The sequence below is a fragment of the Solwaraspora sp. WMMD791 genome (genome assembly GCF_029581195.1).
Lineage (GTDB): Bacteria > Actinomycetota > Actinomycetes > Mycobacteriales > Micromonosporaceae > Micromonospora_E.
Window position 1 is genome coordinate 535,070 of record NZ_CP120737.1, and the last position, 16,016, is coordinate 551,085.

General features: G+C 73.4%; 14 protein-coding genes. 10 read left to right on the plus strand and 4 right to left on the minus strand.

The genetic code is table 11. From position 1 onward, the window contains the following. Nucleotides 1-33 precede the first annotated feature (33 nt). Nucleotides 34-936, minus strand: coding sequence for a phosphotransferase (locus O7623_RS02325; protein ID WP_282226915.1), 903 nt, complete (start codon nucleotides 934-936; stop codon nucleotides 34-36). Between the two features lie 149 nt (nucleotides 937-1,085). Between O7623_RS02325 and O7623_RS02330 the strand changes: the two genes are divergently transcribed. The 10 genes from O7623_RS02330 (at nucleotide 1,086) to O7623_RS02375 (ending at nucleotide 11,833) form a co-directional block, all read left to right on the plus strand. Then, nucleotides 1,086-1,745 (plus strand): DUF4178 domain-containing protein, encoded by a 660-nt coding sequence (locus O7623_RS02330; protein ID WP_282226916.1) that lies wholly within the window; start codon nucleotides 1,086-1,088, stop codon nucleotides 1,743-1,745. 1 nt (nucleotide 1,746) lies between these two features. Then, entirely contained in the window at nucleotides 1,747-2,262 is a 516-nt protein-coding gene (locus tag O7623_RS02335) for a DUF2617 family protein (RefSeq protein ID WP_282226917.1), read from the plus strand. Beyond that, entirely contained in the window at nucleotides 2,259-2,684 is a 426-nt protein-coding gene (locus O7623_RS02340; RefSeq protein ID WP_282226918.1) for a DUF4247 domain-containing protein, read from the plus strand. The genes O7623_RS02335 and O7623_RS02340 overlap by 4 nt, the downstream gene beginning before the upstream one ends. A 26-nt stretch (nucleotides 2,685-2,710) precedes the next feature. Next, entirely contained in the window at nucleotides 2,711-3,136 is a 426-nt protein-coding gene (locus tag O7623_RS02345; protein ID WP_282226919.1) for a DUF350 domain-containing protein, read from the plus strand. After that, nucleotides 3,136-4,803 (plus strand): polyamine aminopropyltransferase, encoded by a 1,668-nt coding sequence (locus O7623_RS02350; RefSeq protein WP_282226920.1) that lies wholly within the window; start codon nucleotides 3,136-3,138, stop codon nucleotides 4,801-4,803. Before O7623_RS02345 ends, O7623_RS02350 begins: the two co-directional genes overlap by 1 nt. Nucleotides 4,804-4,920: 117 nt before the next feature. Next, complete coding sequence (locus O7623_RS02355; protein ID WP_282226921.1) at nucleotides 4,921-5,946, plus strand: MBL fold metallo-hydrolase; 1,026 nt, start codon at nucleotides 4,921-4,923, stop codon at nucleotides 5,944-5,946. 117 nt (nucleotides 5,947-6,063) lie between these two features. After that, nucleotides 6,064-7,536 (plus strand): aldehyde dehydrogenase family protein, encoded by a 1,473-nt coding sequence (locus tag O7623_RS02360; RefSeq protein ID WP_282226922.1) that lies wholly within the window; start codon nucleotides 6,064-6,066, stop codon nucleotides 7,534-7,536. Between the two features lie 43 nt (nucleotides 7,537-7,579). After that, on the plus strand, nucleotides 7,580-8,347 hold the full coding sequence (locus tag O7623_RS02365; RefSeq protein WP_282226923.1) for an SDR family oxidoreductase: 768 nt from the start codon (nucleotides 7,580-7,582) through the stop codon (nucleotides 8,345-8,347). Next, nucleotides 8,344-10,434 carry an FAD-dependent oxidoreductase gene (locus O7623_RS02370; RefSeq protein ID WP_282226924.1) on the plus strand — a complete coding sequence of 697 codons (2,091 nt, stop codon included), beginning with the start codon at nucleotides 8,344-8,346 and terminating at the stop codon, nucleotides 10,432-10,434. The genes O7623_RS02365 and O7623_RS02370 overlap by 4 nt, the downstream gene beginning before the upstream one ends. Beyond that, nucleotides 10,382-11,833 carry an FAD-dependent oxidoreductase gene (locus O7623_RS02375; protein WP_282226925.1) on the plus strand — a complete coding sequence of 484 codons (1,452 nt, stop codon included), beginning with the start codon at nucleotides 10,382-10,384 and terminating at the stop codon, nucleotides 11,831-11,833. Before O7623_RS02370 ends, O7623_RS02375 begins: the two co-directional genes overlap by 53 nt. On the opposite strand, the gene O7623_RS02380 is transcribed toward O7623_RS02375, so the two are convergent. Genes O7623_RS02380 through O7623_RS02390 form a run of 3 tightly spaced genes read right to left on the minus strand, consistent with a single transcriptional unit; the run spans nucleotide 11,823 to nucleotide 15,834 of the window. Then, nucleotides 11,823-13,952, minus strand: coding sequence for an ABC transporter ATP-binding protein (locus O7623_RS02380; RefSeq protein ID WP_282226926.1), 2,130 nt, complete (start codon nucleotides 13,950-13,952; stop codon nucleotides 11,823-11,825). The genes O7623_RS02375 and O7623_RS02380 overlap by 11 nt on opposite strands. Next, nucleotides 13,949-14,893: an ABC transporter permease gene (locus O7623_RS02385; RefSeq protein WP_282226927.1), complete on the minus strand. Its 945-nt coding sequence runs from the start codon at nucleotides 14,891-14,893 to the stop codon at nucleotides 13,949-13,951. Before O7623_RS02385 ends, O7623_RS02380 begins: the two co-directional genes overlap by 4 nt. Continuing rightward, nucleotides 14,890-15,834 carry an ABC transporter permease gene (locus O7623_RS02390; RefSeq protein WP_282226928.1) on the minus strand — a complete coding sequence of 315 codons (945 nt, stop codon included), beginning with the start codon at nucleotides 15,832-15,834 and terminating at the stop codon, nucleotides 14,890-14,892. Before O7623_RS02390 ends, O7623_RS02385 begins: the two co-directional genes overlap by 4 nt. Nucleotides 15,835-16,016: the final 182 nt, after the last annotated feature.

Genomic DNA, 16,016 nt, shown 5'->3' on the forward strand with positions numbered 1-16,016 from the left:
CAGCCCGGGTGGTGCCCCGGTCATGACCCGACGTCACTCCGGGAACAACCAGGCCAGGGCGGTCAGGGACGTGCCGACGTACCGGTCCCGCCCGGTGCTCACGCCGTACGCGAGGTCTTCGAAGACCCGACAGCGGCCGTGGAACTCGGCCCGTCGGCGCAGCCCGGCACCGGCACCGGCACCGGCACTGCTGGCACCGGCGGCCCGGTAGCTCTCCATCGCGGCATCGAGCGCGTCCGGCCCGAGGTCCCGGTAGATCAGCCCGAAGTCGGCCGCCGGATCGACCAGCGCGGCGTCACTCCAGTCGATGACCCCGGTGACCGCGCCGGTGTCCGGATCGACCAGGACGTGTTCGATGCCGAGGTCGTTGTGGCTGAACACCAGTCGGTACGACCCGGACGGCGGCGTCTCCGCCAGGAAGGCCCCGATCGCGGCGCGCCGGGCGGGCGGGATCACCTCGGCCAGCGTGGCGACGTACCCGGCGGCCTCCTGCCGCCACCGATCGAGCGGCTGGTCGTCGGGCTCGACCAGCCCGACCCAGGTGCGTGCCGGGGCGGTGTGCAGCCGGGCGAGCAGCGTGCCGAGGGTGGCGCCGACCGTGGTCGCGTGCCGGTCCCGTACCGGCTCCGGCAGGTCCGACAGCGCGGTGCCGGCGAGTCTGCGGTAACCGAGCCAGCCGTCGTCGGTACGCAGCACCGGACGGGGCACCGGCACCGGAGCGAGCCCGGCGACGGTGTCGAGCAGGCGTGCCTCACGGTCGGCGGCCGCCGGGTCCGGCCGCCTCGGCACCCGCACGATCAGGTCACCGTCGACGTCGTAGCAGTCGTGGTCGAGTCCGTTGCCGATCAGAGTCACGGTCCGGGCCGGCCGGCCGCCGAGGGCGGCGGCGGTCACGGCGGCGCGGACGGCGTCGACCCGGTGGTCCGCCGTAGTCACCGACCCACCGTAATCGGTCTGCCGACGTTGCGGCGCGACGGTCTCCACCGCGCACCGTGATGCCCAGGTCACCGGATTGATGTCTCGCAGGTGGGGGTGCACGCACTTGTTACGGTCGTCGACCGGTGGACCGACTGGAGGACGGCAGGATGAACGGGACAGTGGCGTACCTGGTGACCGGGCTGGGATGTCTGATCGCGGTCGCCGGGATCACGGCCGTGGCGGTCGGCGTCTGGCGGGCGAAGGTCCGCTCCGGCGGTGCCGGTGCGGCCAAGGGTCGACCCGTCGACCCGTTCCACACCGGTGACACCGACGCGGTGCGCGGGGACCCTCGCCGGCTCGGGCCGGGCGACATCGTCGAGTTCCGGGGCCAGTCGTACGCCGTACGGGGCAGCGTGCACTTCACCGAGGGCAGCTGGACCTGGAGCGAACACTTCCTCGACGACGCGCGCGGCGACAAGCTGTGGCTCTCGGTGGAGTCGGATCCGGACCTGGAGCTGGTGCTCTGGCGGTCGGCCCCCGATGACCTGGCGCCGACGCCGGGTGCCCGGTCGCTCGACGTGGCCGGTCGCCGCTACCGGCTCGACGAGTCCGGCCAGGCGAGGTTCACCAGCGTCGGGGCCACCGGGCTGGCACCGAGCGGGACCGTGCGCTACCACGACTACGTCGCGCCGGACGACGCCCGGTTGTCCTTCGAGGGCTACGGCGACTCGCCTCGGTGGGAGGTCGGGCTCGGTGAGGTGCTGCACCGCGCCGAGGTGATGATCTATCCCGCCGGCGGTCCGGCGTCGACCGGTCGGACGGTGTGAGGTGCTGGTCACCCTCGACACGCCGTACGTCGACACCACGGCCGCCGATCTGTGCTTCGCGCTCGGCCTGCCGGAGCAGCCGGCCCTGCACGTGCTCGACCTGCCGCTGCCGGCGAGCGCCGGGGGACCGGCCGGTGCCGTCCTGCGGCTGCGCCTGCTCGGCGCGTCACACCAGGCCGTTCTGCGTACCGGTGACAGCGTGCTGGTCGAGACGGTGGCCTGCCTGCCCGGCCTGCCCCGTGACCTGCCGTCGGCGCTCGACGACGCCGACCGTTACCGGTTCGCCGCGCGGGTACGGCGGCTGTCGTCGGTCGAGGTCGCCGCCGAGGTCGGCGGGCTGCGTCGCGGGCTGACCGACGATCCGCAGGCGTTGGTCGGCGTCTTTCCCGGCAGCCCCGACGCGCTCACCGCGTTGCGGGCCGACTTCGACGACCGCCGGATCCGGTGGTCCACCTGGCACGCGTATCCACAGACAGGCGAGTTGGTCGAGACCGAGACGGTGGTGAGGCTACGGTGACTTCCCGTAAGTGGATCGTGAGCGGCGTGGTGCTCGCCCTGGTCGGCGTGATCGTGTCCTGCTGCGGCCTGGCGGCCGGGACCTTCTCGGCGCGTGGCTACGTCGAACGCACCTACGCCCGTTCGGTCAGTGACGACATCGGATCCGCCGCCAAGGGGTTCCGGTCCGACCGGCCGCCGGCGCAGGTCGCCGAGGAACTGCGCCGCAGCTTCCGACCGGAGGACCAGCACCGCGACGGCGATCGGTTCTACCTGCGTTACGGCGACGACTCGGTGGTGATCCTGCCGGCCGCCGTCGGCTCCCTGATCCTCGTCGAGCGGATGGTGACCGCCTATCCACGCTACCGCTCCACCGTGGGCAACTCGTGGAACTGGCAGCGCGGCAGCACCACCCGTGGCGGCGGCCCGGGCACCGGCAAGTAACCCCTTACCCCCTCAGGAGTTCGCACATGTTTCGCACCCTTGTCGTCGACCTGCTGCTGACCCTCGCCTACGGCGGTGTCGGGCTGGCGCTGATGGCTCTCGGATACCTGCTGGTCGACGTGGTCACCCCGGGCAAGCTGCACCAGCTGATCTGGGTCGAACGCAACCGCAACGCCACCATCCTGCTCGCGTCGAACCTGGTGGCGGTGGGCATCATCGTGGTAGCCGCGATCGCCGCCGGGGAGAACAGCTTCGTCACCGGGCTGGTCGGCACCACGGCGTACGGCCTGCTCGGGCTGGCCGTCATGGCGGTCTCCTTCGTCCTGCTCGACGCCGTGACCCCGGGACGCCTCGGGGACATCCTCGTCGACCGTGAACCGCACCCCGCGGTGTGGGTCAGCGCCGTCGTGCACCTGGCCACCGGCGCCATCGTGGCCGCGGCGATCAGTTGATGGGCGCCGCCGCCACGGCGGCGGCACCGGACGACGCAGCCGGGCCGCCGGTGACCGTACCGGACGACGCAGCCGGGCCGTCGGCGGCCGCACCGGGGGCCACCGGCACCGGCCGCCGCTACGCCAGGATCGCCCGGCCGGCGGTGCTCGCCGCGGTCTTCGTCTGTGCGGCCTGCGGCCTGGTGTACGAACTCGCCCTGGTCGCGCTGGGCAGCTACCTGATCGGCGACACGGTCGGGCAGGCGTCGATCGTGCTGGGGGTGATGGTCTTCGCGATGGGCGTCGGCGCGCTGGCCGCCAAGCCACTGCAGCGGTACGCCGTCGTCGCCTTCGCCGCCGTCGAACTTGTCCTGGCGCTGCTCGGTGGCCTGTCGGTGCTGCTGCTCTACGCGGCCTTCGCCTGGCTCGACCTGTACGCGCCGGCGCTGGTCGTCACCGCGTTCGTCCTGGGGCTGCTGATCGGGGCGGAGATTCCGCTGCTGATGGTGCTGCTGCAGCGGATCCGGGCGCAGTCGGCGGGCAGCGCGGTCGCCGACCTGTTCGCCGCCGACTACGTCGGTGCCCTGCTGGGCGGCCTGGCCTTCCCGTTCCTGCTGATCCCGTTCTTCGGTCAGCTCCGGGGGGCGCTGCTGGTCGGGGTGGTGAACGCCCTGGCCGGCGTCCTGCTGGTCGGCACCGTGTTCCGGTCCGATCTGGGCCGGCGTGCCCGGGCGGCGGTTGCCGTAGCGGCGACGCTGGTCGGGGTCGTGCTCGTCGGTGCCTTCACCGTCGCCGAGGACTTCGAGGTCACGGCCCGCCAGCAGCTCTACCGGGATCCAGTGGTCCACGCCGAGCGCAGCCGGTACCAGGAGATCGTCCTCACCCGGGCGCTCTCACCCGTCGCCGGTGACCCCGACCTACGGCTCTTCCTCGACGGCGACCTGCAGTTCAGCTCGGTCGACGAGTACCGCTACCACGAGGCCCTGGTCCATCCGGCGATGGCCGGCCCGCGGGGCGCGGTGCTGCTGCTCGGCGGCGGTGACGGGCTCGGTCTGCGGGAGGTGCTGCGCTACCCGGACGTCACCTCGGTGACGGTCGTCGAGTTGGACCCGGCGGTGGTGGCGCTGGCCCGCAGCGAGCCGCAGATCCGTACGCTCAACGCCGCTGCGTTCGACGACCCGCGGGTACGTCTGGTGCACGCCGACGCGTTCGCCTGGCTGCGTACGACACCGGACGCCTTCGACGTGGTGATCGTCGACCTGCCCGATCCGGATCAGACCGCCACGGCGAAGTTGTACTCGGTGGAGTTCTACGGCCTGGTGCGCGGGGTGCTCGGCCCGGAGTCCAGGCTCGTCGTACAGGCCGGCTCGCCGTACTTCGCCCAGCACGCGTACTGGTGCATCGAGGCGTCGGTGCGCGCCGCCGGCCTGGTGACCCGCCCCTACCACGTGGACGTGCCGTCGTTCGGTGACTGGGGGTTCGTGCTGGCGAGCGTGCCGTCGCCGACCGCCACCGCGCCGTCGTTGCGGGTGCCGGCCGACGCCCCGTCGTTGCGGTTCCTGCATCCGCAGGTCCTGGCGGCGGCGCAGGTGTTTCCGCCGGACCGGGGGCCGGTGCAGGTGCCACCGTCGACGTTGCTGGAGCCTCGCGTGCTGGAGTACAGCCGTCAGGCGTGGCGCGGCTACTGACCGCCGTGCCCGCGTCAAGTGGGCACGATCACCGGAGACGGGCGAGCGGCGCCATCCGCTACCAAGCAAGCGACCGGTATGGTCGGTGGCTGGTTGGCCAGCGCGAGGGGGTGCCCGATGACGACGGTGTCGGACTGGATGACGCCGGGGGCGCACCCGGTCGCGGACGGGGTGTACCGGATTCCGCTGCCGATGCCCGACGACGCGCTGCGGGCGGTCAACGTCTACGCGATCGAGGACGACGCCGGGCTGGTCCTGGTCGATGCCGGCTGGGCGGTGCCGGCTGCCCGCACGGCTCTCGAGGCGGCGCTCGGTGACCGTGGGCACGACCTCGCCGCGATCCGCCGGTTCCTCGTCACCCACATCCACCAGGACCACTATTCGCAGGCGGTCGCGATCCGGCGGGAGACCGGGGCACCGATCGCGCTCGGGGCGGGCGAGCGGCCCAGTCTGGAGTTCATGGCGGCCGGCACCGACGAGCCGTACGCCGCCCCGCTGGCCCAGCTGCGCGCCGCCGGTGCCGCCGACCTCGCCGCCGAGGTGAAGCGGCTGACCGCCGACGTGGCGCAGCCGGAACTCGACTGGCAACCGCCGGACGAGTGGCTCTCCGGCGAGCGCGAGGTGGCGTTGGTCGGCCGCCGGCTGCGGGCGTTGCCGACCCCGGGCCACACCGCCGGTCACTACGTCTTCCGTGACCCGCGGGCCGGACTGCTCTTCGCCGGTGACCACGTGCTGCCGGGCATCACCCCGTCGGTCGGCTTCGAGGCGGTGGCGGCGCACCGCCCGCTGGGCCGGTACCTGGAGTCGCTGCGGGCGGTACGCGCGTTGCCGGACGCGCTGCTGCTGCCGGCGCACGGGCCGGTGGGCGACAGCGTCCACCGGCGGGTGGACGAGCTGCTGGCCCACCACCGGGACCGGTTGGCCGAGATGGCAGTTGCGGTCGGTGCCGGCGCACGGACCGCGTACCAGGTGGCGCGGACTCTGCCCTGGACCCGACGTCGCCGTACGCTCGGCGATCTGCCGCCGTACCACCGGATGCTGGCGGTCAACGAGACGGCGTTGCATCTCGACCTGCTGGCCGAGCAGGGCCGGGTGGTGTCGTACCGGGCGGGCGGCGTGACGGCGTACCGGCCGCCGGACTGACCACGGGTTTCGCGACGGTGTGGGATGCGGTAGTGTCGGCTACCAAGCAAGCGCTTGTGAGGTGATCGTGATGCTGTCAGTCGACCCGACACCGATCCCGGCCCCCGGTGGCCGTCGATGACGGTGATCAACCGACCGGCGGACCCGACCGGCCTGCTACGCCCCGGCATTCTGATCGACGGACAGTGGCGCGACACCGGCACCGGCGGTCGGCGCGACCACGTCGACCCGGGCACCGGCCGCGTCCAGCAGAGCTTCGCCCTGGCCGGGGCAGCCGAGGTGGACGAGGCGGTCGCCGCCGCCCGGGCCGCCGCCCCCGGCTGGCGCAGCTGGCCCATCGACCGCCGCCGCCAGGTGCTGTCCCGACTCGGCGACCTGATCCGGGCCAACGCCGCCGACCTCGCCGCGATCAACGCGCTCGAGGTCGGCACCCCGGCGGCCCTGTCGTACGGCCGCTACACCACCGGCCAGACCTTCTTCGACTATTACGCCGGTTGGCTGGACAAGGCCGCCGGTGACGTGCTGCGGATGCCCGGAGCGGTGGACCTGACCCTGCTGGAACCGGTCGGCGTGGTCGGCGCGATCCTCACCTGGAACCATCCGCTGGCCAACATCCAGACCACCGTCGCCCCGGCGTTGGCCGCCGGATGCACGGTCGTCGTCAAACCACCGGAGCAGGCCCCGTTCGCGGCGGTGCGCTTCGGTCGACTCTGCGCCGAGGCCGGACTGCCGCCCGGCGTGGTCAACGTCCTGCCCGGCGGCCCGGCGGTCGGCGACGCCCTGGTCCGCCACCCCGAGGTCGACAAGATCGGATTCGTCGGCGGTCCGGCGACGGCGAGCCGGATCCAGGCGGCGGCCGCCCCGACGCTCAAGCCGCTGTTGCTGGAGCTCGGCGGCAAGAGCGCGTCGCTGGTCTTCCCGGACGCCGATCTCGACCGGGCCTGCCGGTTCGCGCTGCTGATCACCGCCAACAGCGGCCAGGGCTGCACCATCCCGACCCGAATGCTCGTCCACGACGACGTGTACGACGAAGTGCTCGGCCGGCTGCTGGACGGCCTGCGGGCGGTCACCGTCGGCGACCCGTTCGACCCGGACGTCCAGATGGGACCGCTGATCGACGCGGCCGCCTGCGAGCGGGTCCTCGAGACCATCGACCGGGCCCGGCAGAACAACACCGGTGACCTGGTGCTCGGCGGGCACCGGCTCGGCGGCGAGCTGGCCGACGGATACTACGTCGCCCCGACCGTCTTCTCCGACGTCGACCCGCACAGCGAACTCGCCACCGAGGAGATCTTCGGCCCGGTGCTGTCGGTCTGCCGGTTCGCCAGCGAGGCGGAGGCCGTCGAGACGGCCAACGCCAGCCGGTACGGACTCGCCGGCTACGTCCACACCCGCGACGTCGACCGGGCGATGCGGGTCGCCTCGGCGCTGACCGTCGGCAACGTCGGGGTCAACGGGGCCGGCGCGCCTGCCGGGCCGTTCGCGCCGTTCGGCGGGGTCAGACAGAGCGGCTACGGCAAGGTCGGCGGGCTCGCCGGGCTGCTGGAGTTCAGCCGGGTCAAGAACGTACTGCTGGCGATCGACGAATGAGCGTGCCCGACCGACGATCGGGCGGCGGAGAAGAGGGGTCGGGATGACGACACTGGCGGACGGAGCGGTGCTGGTCACCGGAGCCGGATCGGGGATCGGGGCGGCGACCGCACGGCAGGTCGCGGCGGCCGGCGCGGCGGTCGCCGTCAACGACCTCGACCCGGCCGCCGCCCGGGCCACCGCCGACACGGTCGTCGCCGCCGGCGGCACCGCCTACCCCGTCGCCGGGGACGTGGCCGACCCCCGGTCCGCCGCCGCCGTCGTGGCCGCCGCCGTCGACCGGCTCGGCCGGCTCACCGGTCTGGTCAACAACGTCGGCGTGGTACGCGGTGGAGCACTGCGGTCGGTCGGCCCGGACGACTGGGACGCGATCATGCGGATCGACTGTGCCAGCGCGCTCTACTGCAGCCAGGCCGCCCTGCCCGCGATGACGTCGGGCGGCGCGATCGTCAACATCTCGTCGCTGTGCGGCATCCACGTCGCGCCCGGTGCCGGTGCCTACAACGCGGCCAAGGCCGCGGTGATCGCACTGACCCGGCAGATGGCGCTGGAATGGGGTCCGGACGGGATCCGGGCGAACGCGGTCGCGCCGGGCATCGTCAGTGGCACCAACTTCTCGGCCAGCAGCCGCGACCCGCAGGCCGCGCAGCGCCGTGGTGCCGCCGTACCGCTGGGTCGCACCGGGTCCGCGGCGGACATCGCCCCGGTCGTGGTCTTCCTGCTCGGCGACGCCGCCCGGTACGTCACCGGTCAGGTGATCGCCGTCGACGGCGGGCTGGGCGTCGCGCTGCAGACCCTGCTGCCGGCATGACCGGCGGGCCGGGCGGTGACCCGCTGGCCGCACCGCTGACCGTCGGCCGGCACCGGCTGCGCAACCGGATGGTGATGACCCCGCACCTCGGCCGGCTGCCGCCCCGACGGCTGCGGCGGTACGTGGCCGAGCGCGCCGCCGGCGGGGTGGCGATGATCGTGCTACCCGCCGGTCAGGGGGTGTACGCCAACCCGGTCTACCCGCTGGAGGCCTGCCCCGGTGACCCGGACGGCTACGCCGACCCCGACGCGGTCTCGTTCCACGTGCGTGACCCCCGGCACCGCCAGGTGCTGCTCGCGGCGGCACACGAGCAACTGGTGGGACTGGCGGACGCGGCGCACGGCGGCGGGGCGCTCGCCGTCGGCCAGATCCACCACCCCGGCGCCGAACGCGGCTGGGACGACTTCCAACCGGCCCTCGCCCCGTCGCAGGTACGGGGCGACGACACCGGAACCGTCCCGCACGCGCTCACCGCCGCCGAGATCGACGACCTGGTGACCGGCTACCTCGCCACCGCCACGGCGATCGCCGACGCCGGGTTCGACGGCGTCGAGCTGCACGCCGGCCACGGGTACCTGCTGAACCGGTTCCTGTCCCCGCGCTACAACCGGCGCACCGACCGGTACGGCGGCTCCCCGGCCGGCCGGCTGCGCCTGATCCGCCAGATCCTGCGCGGGGTGCGCGCCGAGCTGGGGGACCGGTCGCTGCTCGGCGTCCGGCTCACCGCTGGCGAGGAGGTGCCGGGCGGGATCGACGCCGCCGGAGTGACCGGGATCGCCGCCGGCATCGCCGATCTCGTCGACTACGTCAACCTGTCGCTCGGCAACCACGACGGGCTGCGCGACGGCCGGCCGGCTACCGCGTACACCGGATCCTGGCTGGTGCCGCCGGCGCCGGCGGCGGAGATCGCTCGGCAGGTCCGCGCCGTGGTCGACGTGCCGGTCCTGCTCTCCGGCCGGATCACCGATCCGGCGATCGCCCGCAGCCTGGTCGCCGACGGCGCTGCCGACCTGGTGGGACTGGCCCGGGCGTTGATCGCGGACCCCACCTTTCCCCGGCGCGCGGTCAGCGGGGACGACGCCGGCATCGTCCGCTGCGTCGCCTGCAACGAGTGCGTACGGGTGCCGTTCTCCTGCCCGGCGAACCCGGCCGCCGGCCGGGAAGCCGAGTTCGACCCGCTGCCCGCCGAACCACCGGCCGGGCCGGCCCTGGTCCGACACCGTCGTACCCACCGACGGATCGCCGTCGTCGGTGCCGGGCCGGCCGGGGTGGAGGTGGCGGTCGGCACCGCGGCTGCCGGAGCCGAGGTGACGCTGATCGAGGCCGCCGACGCGGTCGGCGGGGCACTGCGTCACCTGGTCGGTACGCCACTGCTCGCCGACTGGGCACCGCTGCTGCACCGGCTCGAGCGACGGCTGGCCCCGCTGCTGGACCGGCCGTCTCCCGCCGGCGGGCGAGTGGTCCTGCGTACCGGCACCACCGCCACCGCCGACCACCCCGACCTGCTCGACGCGGACCTGGTGGTGCTGGCGACCGGCGGCCGGCCGGGCCCGGCCGGTTTCCCTGCCGACCAACCGGTACTGACCACGATGGATCTGCTGGCCGGCCGCCGACCGCCGTCGGGCGTGCCGGTGCTGGTGGTCGGCGGCGCCGAACGGCACCTCGAGCCGCTGCTCGCCGCCGACCTGCTGGCCGGGGAGGGCTGGCCGGTCCAGGTGTGCACCGAATGCGTCGACGTCGGATCCGATCTGGATCAGCGGACCCGGCCGGCGGTGTTGCGTCGGCTGTACGGCCGGGCGGTGGGGTTCGCCCCGATGAGCCGGGTGCACCGGTGGTCCGGCGGGGCCGTCGAGGTGGAGCAGTTGTTCACCGGGCACCGGTCGATCCTCGACGCCGGTGCGGTGATTCTCGCGCACGGCCGTACCGCCAACGACGGGCTGCGCGCCGCGCTGCCGGCGGACCTCGAATGTCAGGTGGTCGGCGACGCGTTGGCGCCACGTCGGCTGACGCACGCCGTGCTGGAAGGAGCCCGGTTTGGACACGCACTGTCCGCCGCCGACCGGCGATGGCCCCGAACCTTCAGTTGACGTGCTGGTGGTCGGCGCCGGCCTGGCCGGCTGGTGCGCTGCGGTCCGCGCCCAGCAGGCCGGGGCGTCGGTGGTCGTCGTCGAACGGTCCCGCCGCCGCCCCGGCTGGGGCAACTCGGTGCTGTCCGGCGGTGCCCTGCACGCCGCGCTGCGCGATCCGGAGACCTCGCCGGACCGGCTGCGGGCGCTGGTGCGGGAGCTGACCGACGGTCGGGCCGACGAGGCGGTGCTGCGCACCTGGAGCGAACGCCTGCGGCCCACGCTGGACTGGCTCGTCGAGCATGGTGCCCAACTGGTCACCGACGGTGAGGCCGCACACCGGGCGCGGGTGTTCGCCCCGGTGCGCCGCACCGAGCCGGGCCGGCGGTACGCCAGCTTCGGCGTCTGGGCCTTCCTGCGCGGGCTCGCCGACGAGTTCACCGCCGCCGGCGGCACACTGCGGCAGCCGGCCCGGGCCCGACGGCTGCGGCCCGCGCCCGGTGCGGCCTGGCAGGTCGGGCTGGATCTGCCGGGCGGTGCCACCGAGTGGATCACCAGCCGGGCCGTGGTCCTCGCTGACGGCGGGTTCCAGGCCGACCCGGGCCTGCGCCGTGACCTGCTGGACACCGACCGGGTGCTGCTGCGCGGGGCCGGCACCGCGACCGGCGACGGACTGCGGATGGGCCGCTCGGCCGGCGCGGCGCTGGTCCCGGATACCGGTTTCTACGGCCACCTGCTGGTCCGTGAGGCGCGCCAGGACAGTCGACTGTGGCCGTATCCGATCCTGGACCCGCTGGCGGCGGTCGGGATCGTCGTCGGCGGAGACGGTCGGCGGCTGGTCGACGAGAGCCACCACGGAGTGACCACGACCAACGCGGTGGCCCACGGCCCGGCACCGGACGGATGCTGGCTGATCGTCGACGACGACGGGTGGCGCACCGAGGGGCGGATCGGCGACCCGGCCCCCAACCCGTACCTGCTCGACTGCGGTGCGACCGTGCTGACCGGAACCGGTCCGGCGGACCTGGCGGCGCGAGCCGGCATCGACCCGGCGGGGTTGTCCGCCACGGTGGCGCAGCTGCGGGCGGCGCCGGAGAACGCGTCGCCGCCGCGTACCGGCCGACTGCGGCTGGCCGTACCGCCGCTGCGGGCGGTGCCGCTGGTGGCCGGGGTCACGTTCGCTCTCGGCGGGCTGCGGGTCGACGGCCGGGCCCGGCTGCGCGACGCCGCCGGCCAGCCGATCACCGGGCTGTACGCGGCCGGCGCGACCATGGGCGGGCTGCACGGCGGCCCGCGGGCCGGCTACGCGGGCGGGCTGCTCGAGGCGGCGGTCTTCGGCCTGGTCGCCGGTGCGGAAGCGGCCCGGCAGCCACGGTTGTTGCCGGCGGCGGGCCGGCCCGGCAGCCGGCTCAGCCGGTGAGGTGACAGGCGGACCAGCCGCCGCCGGCGACCGGCGCCGGCCGTGGGGTCTCCTCGGCGCACACCGGCATCGCGTGCGGGCAGCGGGTGCGGAACCGGCAACCCGACGGTGGGTCGATCGGGCTGGGGATCTCTCCGGTCGGGGTGCGCCGGTCGGCGAGCCCGTGACTGGCCGGGGTCAGCATCGAGGCCAGCAGCGCCTGGGTGTACGGGTGGGCAGGGCTGGCGTACACCCGACTGGCCGGACCGCTCTCCACCACCCGCCCCAGGTACATCACCGCCAGCTCGTGGCTGACATGGTGGACCAGCGCGAGGTCGTGGGCGATGAACAGGAAGGCGATGCCCTCGGCCTCCTGGATGTCCTGGACCAGGTTGACGATCTGCGACCGGGTGGAGACGTCCAGCGCGCTCACCGGCTCGTCACAGATGATCAGCTGGGGTTCGAGCGCCAGCGCCCGGGCGAACGAGATCCGCTGTCGTTGGCCGCCGGACAGGGCTCGCGGCGACCGGCGGGCCAGTGCCGGGTCCAGACCGACCCGTTCCAGCAGCTGGCCGATCCGGCGGCGGCGCTCGGCCGGGGTCAGCCGGGAGTGCACCACCAGCGGTTCGGCGATGCTCTGCCCGACCGTCATCGACGGGTCCAGCGAGGCGTACGGGTCCTGGAACACCATCTGCATGCCGCGTCGGTGTGACCGCAGCTCGCCCCGGCGCATCGCGGCGAGGTCCCGCCCGAGGAAGGAGACCTCCCCGCTGCTGGGTTCGATCAACCGCAGGGCGAGCCGGCCGACGGTCGACTTACCGGATCCGCTCTCGCCCACCAGGCCGAGGGTCCGGCCACGGGCCACCGTCAGGTCGACGCCGTCGACCGCGTGCACCACCACCCGGCGCAGGCCGAGCACCCCGCGCCGGACCGGGAACTGCTTGCTGAGGCCGCGCAGTCGCAGCACGGCCCCGTCGTCGGCGTCGCCGATGTCCCCGGCATCGGTCGGATCGCCGTCGTCGATCGGATCACCGGTGCCGGCATCCTCGACGGTCGCCTCGGTCACCGCGTCGGTCGCCGCCGGAGGGTCGGATTCGGTGGCGGGCGCCGGGCCGGTGGCCGGTGCCGGGCCGGTGCCGGGCAGTTCGAGTTCGGCGTGCCGGCCGCACCGGGTGCCCCGGTCGCCGCCGTCCAGCACCGTCCACGGCGGGTCGGTCCGAGTCCACTGCGGCTGCGCGTGGGCGCACCGGTTGGCGAACCGGCAGCCGGCGGCGGGGAAGTGGCCCGGGCGCGGTACCTGGCCGGGGATGACCGGCAGCCGGGTGGCCTTCTCGGCAACCTCCGCGCTGGACGAGATCAGCGCCGAGGTGTACGGATGCCGTGGTGCGGCGAACACGTCGCGGACCGGACCGGACTCGACGACCTGACCGGCATACATGACGCTGAGCCGTTGCGCCATCGTGGCGATGACGCCGAGATCGTGCGACACCAGCAGCAACGACATCCCCAGCGCGTCACGCAAATCGCCGAGCAGCTGCAGGATCTGCAGCTGGACCGTCACGTCCAGGGCGGTCGTCGGTTCGTCGGCGATCAGCAGCTCCGGTTCGCCGGCGATGGCCATCGCGATCAGCGCCCGTTGGGCCATCCCGCCGGACAGCTCGTGCGGATAGCTGGCCACCCGCTGCTGCGGATCCGGGATCCGGACCAGGTCGAGCAGTTCCACCGCGCGGGCCCGGGCCTGCCGGCGGTTCATACTGGTGTGTCGCAGCAGGCTCTCGACGATCTGGTTGCCGACGGTGAACGCTGGGTTCAGGCTGCTCAGCGCCTCCTGAAAGACCATGCCGACCCGGTTGCCGCGGAACCGGGTCAGCTCGGCGGGCGAGCGGCCGGTGAGCTCCTGGCCGGCGAATCGGATCGAACCGCCGGTGATCCGGGCCCCGGGCGGCAGCAGGCCGGCCAGGGCGAGACAGGTGATGCTCTTACCTGAGCCGCTCTCGCCGACCAGGCCGAGGGTCTCGCCGGCGGCGACGGTCAGATCGACCTGCTCGACCAGGTGCACCGTGTCACGTCCGGACCCGACACTCACGGTCAGGCCGTCGACCTCCAGCAGCGGTCCGGTCGTGGTGCTCGCGGCAGTCAACGGTTGCCTGCTTTCTGCTGGTGCCCACCGGACAGGGCCTGGCTGAGTCCGTCGCCGAGCACCTGGAAGGCGACGACCGTCAGGGTGATGGTCAGGCCGGGGATGAAGATCAACCAGGGGGCCGAGGCGACCGACGAGAACGCCCGCTGCAGCAGGTTGCCCCAGCTCGCTTCCGGCGGCTGGATGCTGAGCCCGAGGTAGCTCATCGCGCCTTCGGCGACGATCGCCACGGCCATCGTGATGAAGACCTGGACGACCAGCGGACCGGCGATGTTGGGCAGCACGTGCCGCAGCACCGACCGCAGGTGGGAGACCCCGATCGAGCGGGCCGCCTCGAGGTAGGTCTCCTCGCGTACCGCCAGCGCCTGGATGCGGCTCAACCGGGCGAAGATCGGCACGAAGATGACCGCGAGGGCGAACATGGCGTTGCGCAGCCCGGGCCCGAGCACGCCGACGATGGACATCGCCAGCAGCAGGCCGGGGACGCTGAGCACGGCGTCGATCAGCGTCATCACCATCCGGTCCACCCAGCCGCCGAAGTAGCCGGCGGTCACCCCGAGCAGGACTCCGCCGAGCAGGCCGAGCCCGACCGCCTGCAGACAGGCCAGTAGGGAGGAGCGGGAGGCGTACAGCAGCCGGCTGAGCATGTCCCGACCGAGGTCGTCGGTGCCGAGCCAGTGCGCGGCCGACGGCGGGTCGAGGATCGCCCGGAAGTCGGTGGCGTACGGGTCGTACGGGCTGACCAGCGGCGCGGCGACCGCCAACAGGCTGAGCAGCACCAGGTAGCCGAGGGCGACCACGGTCATCGGCTGGCTGCGGATCCGGGCGACGAGGGTGTCGCCGCGGTCGCGGCGGTCGAGCCCGCCCGGTTCCGGCCCGGTGCCGGGCTCGGCGGGGTTGGCGGTGGCCGCGGTGTCGTCGGTGCTCACTGGTCGGCTCAAGAGATCCGCACCTTCGGGTTGAGGAGTCCGTAGGCGATGTCGACGAGCAGGTTCGCGGTGAGCACGACCACCGCGGAGACCAGGACGACAGCCTGTACGACGGTGAAGTCCCGGTTGAGGATGGCGTCGATGGCGAACTTGCCGAGCCCTGGCATGCCGAAGATGGACTCGACGATCACCGCGCCGGACAGCAGGTGCCCGAGCCGGATGCCGAGCACGGTGATCGCCGGCGCCGCCGCGTTCTTGAGTGCGTGTTTGCCGATCACGGTGCGCGCCGGCAACCCCTTGGACCAGGCGGTCCGGATGTAGGGCTGGGCGTACGCGTGGAGGAAGCCGGTGCGCAGTTGGCGGGCCATCTCGGCGGCGGTGAACACGCCGAGGGTGATCGACGGCATGATCAGGTGCTGCGCCCAGGGCAGCACGCCCTCGCTGAGCGGGCTGTAGCCGGTGGCCGGTAGCCAGCGCAACTGCACCGCGAAGATGGTGATCAGCATGGTCGCCAGCCAGAAGTTCGGTACGGCCAGGCCGGCGGCGCTACCGAGCAGGCCGAGCCGGTCGACGACGCGGCCGGCGTAGACGCCCTGCAGGATGCCGGTCGGTACGCCGATCAGTAGCACCACGACGAGGGTGCCCAGGGCGATGCTCGCGGTCAGCGGTGCGCGGCGCAGGATCTCGTCGCTGATCGCCCGGCCGGTCACCAGGGAGTCGCCGAGGTCGCCCTGCAGGACGCCGCCGAGCCAGTGCGCGTAGCGGACCAGAAAGGGGTCGTCGAGGCGTAGCTGCTGGCGTAGCGCGGCCAGCTGTTCCGGGGTGGCGTGTTCGCCGGCGATCGCCATCGCCTGGTCGCCGGGGAGCAGCGCGACCAGTGAGAACGCGCCCAGCGAGACGATCAGCAGGAGCGGGATCGCTGACAGGAGGCGCCGGAGGACGAGGGTGACCATTCGTGGGTGATCCTTTGGCCGCCGGAACGCTGGCTGACCAGCGTCTGACTGTCCGGGCAACCTACCTAACGAGCGCTTGTTCGTCAATGCTCGTCGGTCCCGGTGATCCGGCATGCCCCCGTCCGTCGTCCCCCGGCAGCCACGTTGACGAACAAGCGCTCGGTTGGCTAGCGTCGGTCGGG

What these genes read in the sequence shown, in the direction of transcription:
- O7623_RS02370 (WP_282226924.1), top strand. Translation starts at nt 8,344, where the DNA reads ATGACCGGCGGGCCGGGCGGTGACCCGCTGGCCGCACCGCTGACCGTC.
- O7623_RS02360 (WP_282226922.1), top strand. Translation starts at nt 6,064, where the DNA reads ATGACGGTGATCAACCGACCGGCGGACCCGACCGGCCTGCTACGCCCC.
- O7623_RS02390 (WP_282226928.1), bottom strand. Translation starts at nt 15,834, where the DNA reads ATGGTCACCCTCGTCCTCCGGCGCCTCCTGTCAGCGATCCCGCTCCTG.
- O7623_RS02345 (WP_282226919.1), top strand. Translation starts at nt 2,711, where the DNA reads ATGTTTCGCACCCTTGTCGTCGACCTGCTGCTGACCCTCGCCTACGGC.
- O7623_RS02355 (WP_282226921.1), top strand. Translation starts at nt 4,921, where the DNA reads ATGACGACGGTGTCGGACTGGATGACGCCGGGGGCGCACCCGGTCGCG.
- O7623_RS02330 (WP_282226916.1), top strand. Translation starts at nt 1,086, where the DNA reads ATGAACGGGACAGTGGCGTACCTGGTGACCGGGCTGGGATGTCTGATC.
- O7623_RS02365 (WP_282226923.1), top strand. Translation starts at nt 7,580, where the DNA reads ATGACGACACTGGCGGACGGAGCGGTGCTGGTCACCGGAGCCGGATCG.
- O7623_RS02350 (WP_282226920.1), top strand. Translation starts at nt 3,136, where the DNA reads ATGGGCGCCGCCGCCACGGCGGCGGCACCGGACGACGCAGCCGGGCCG.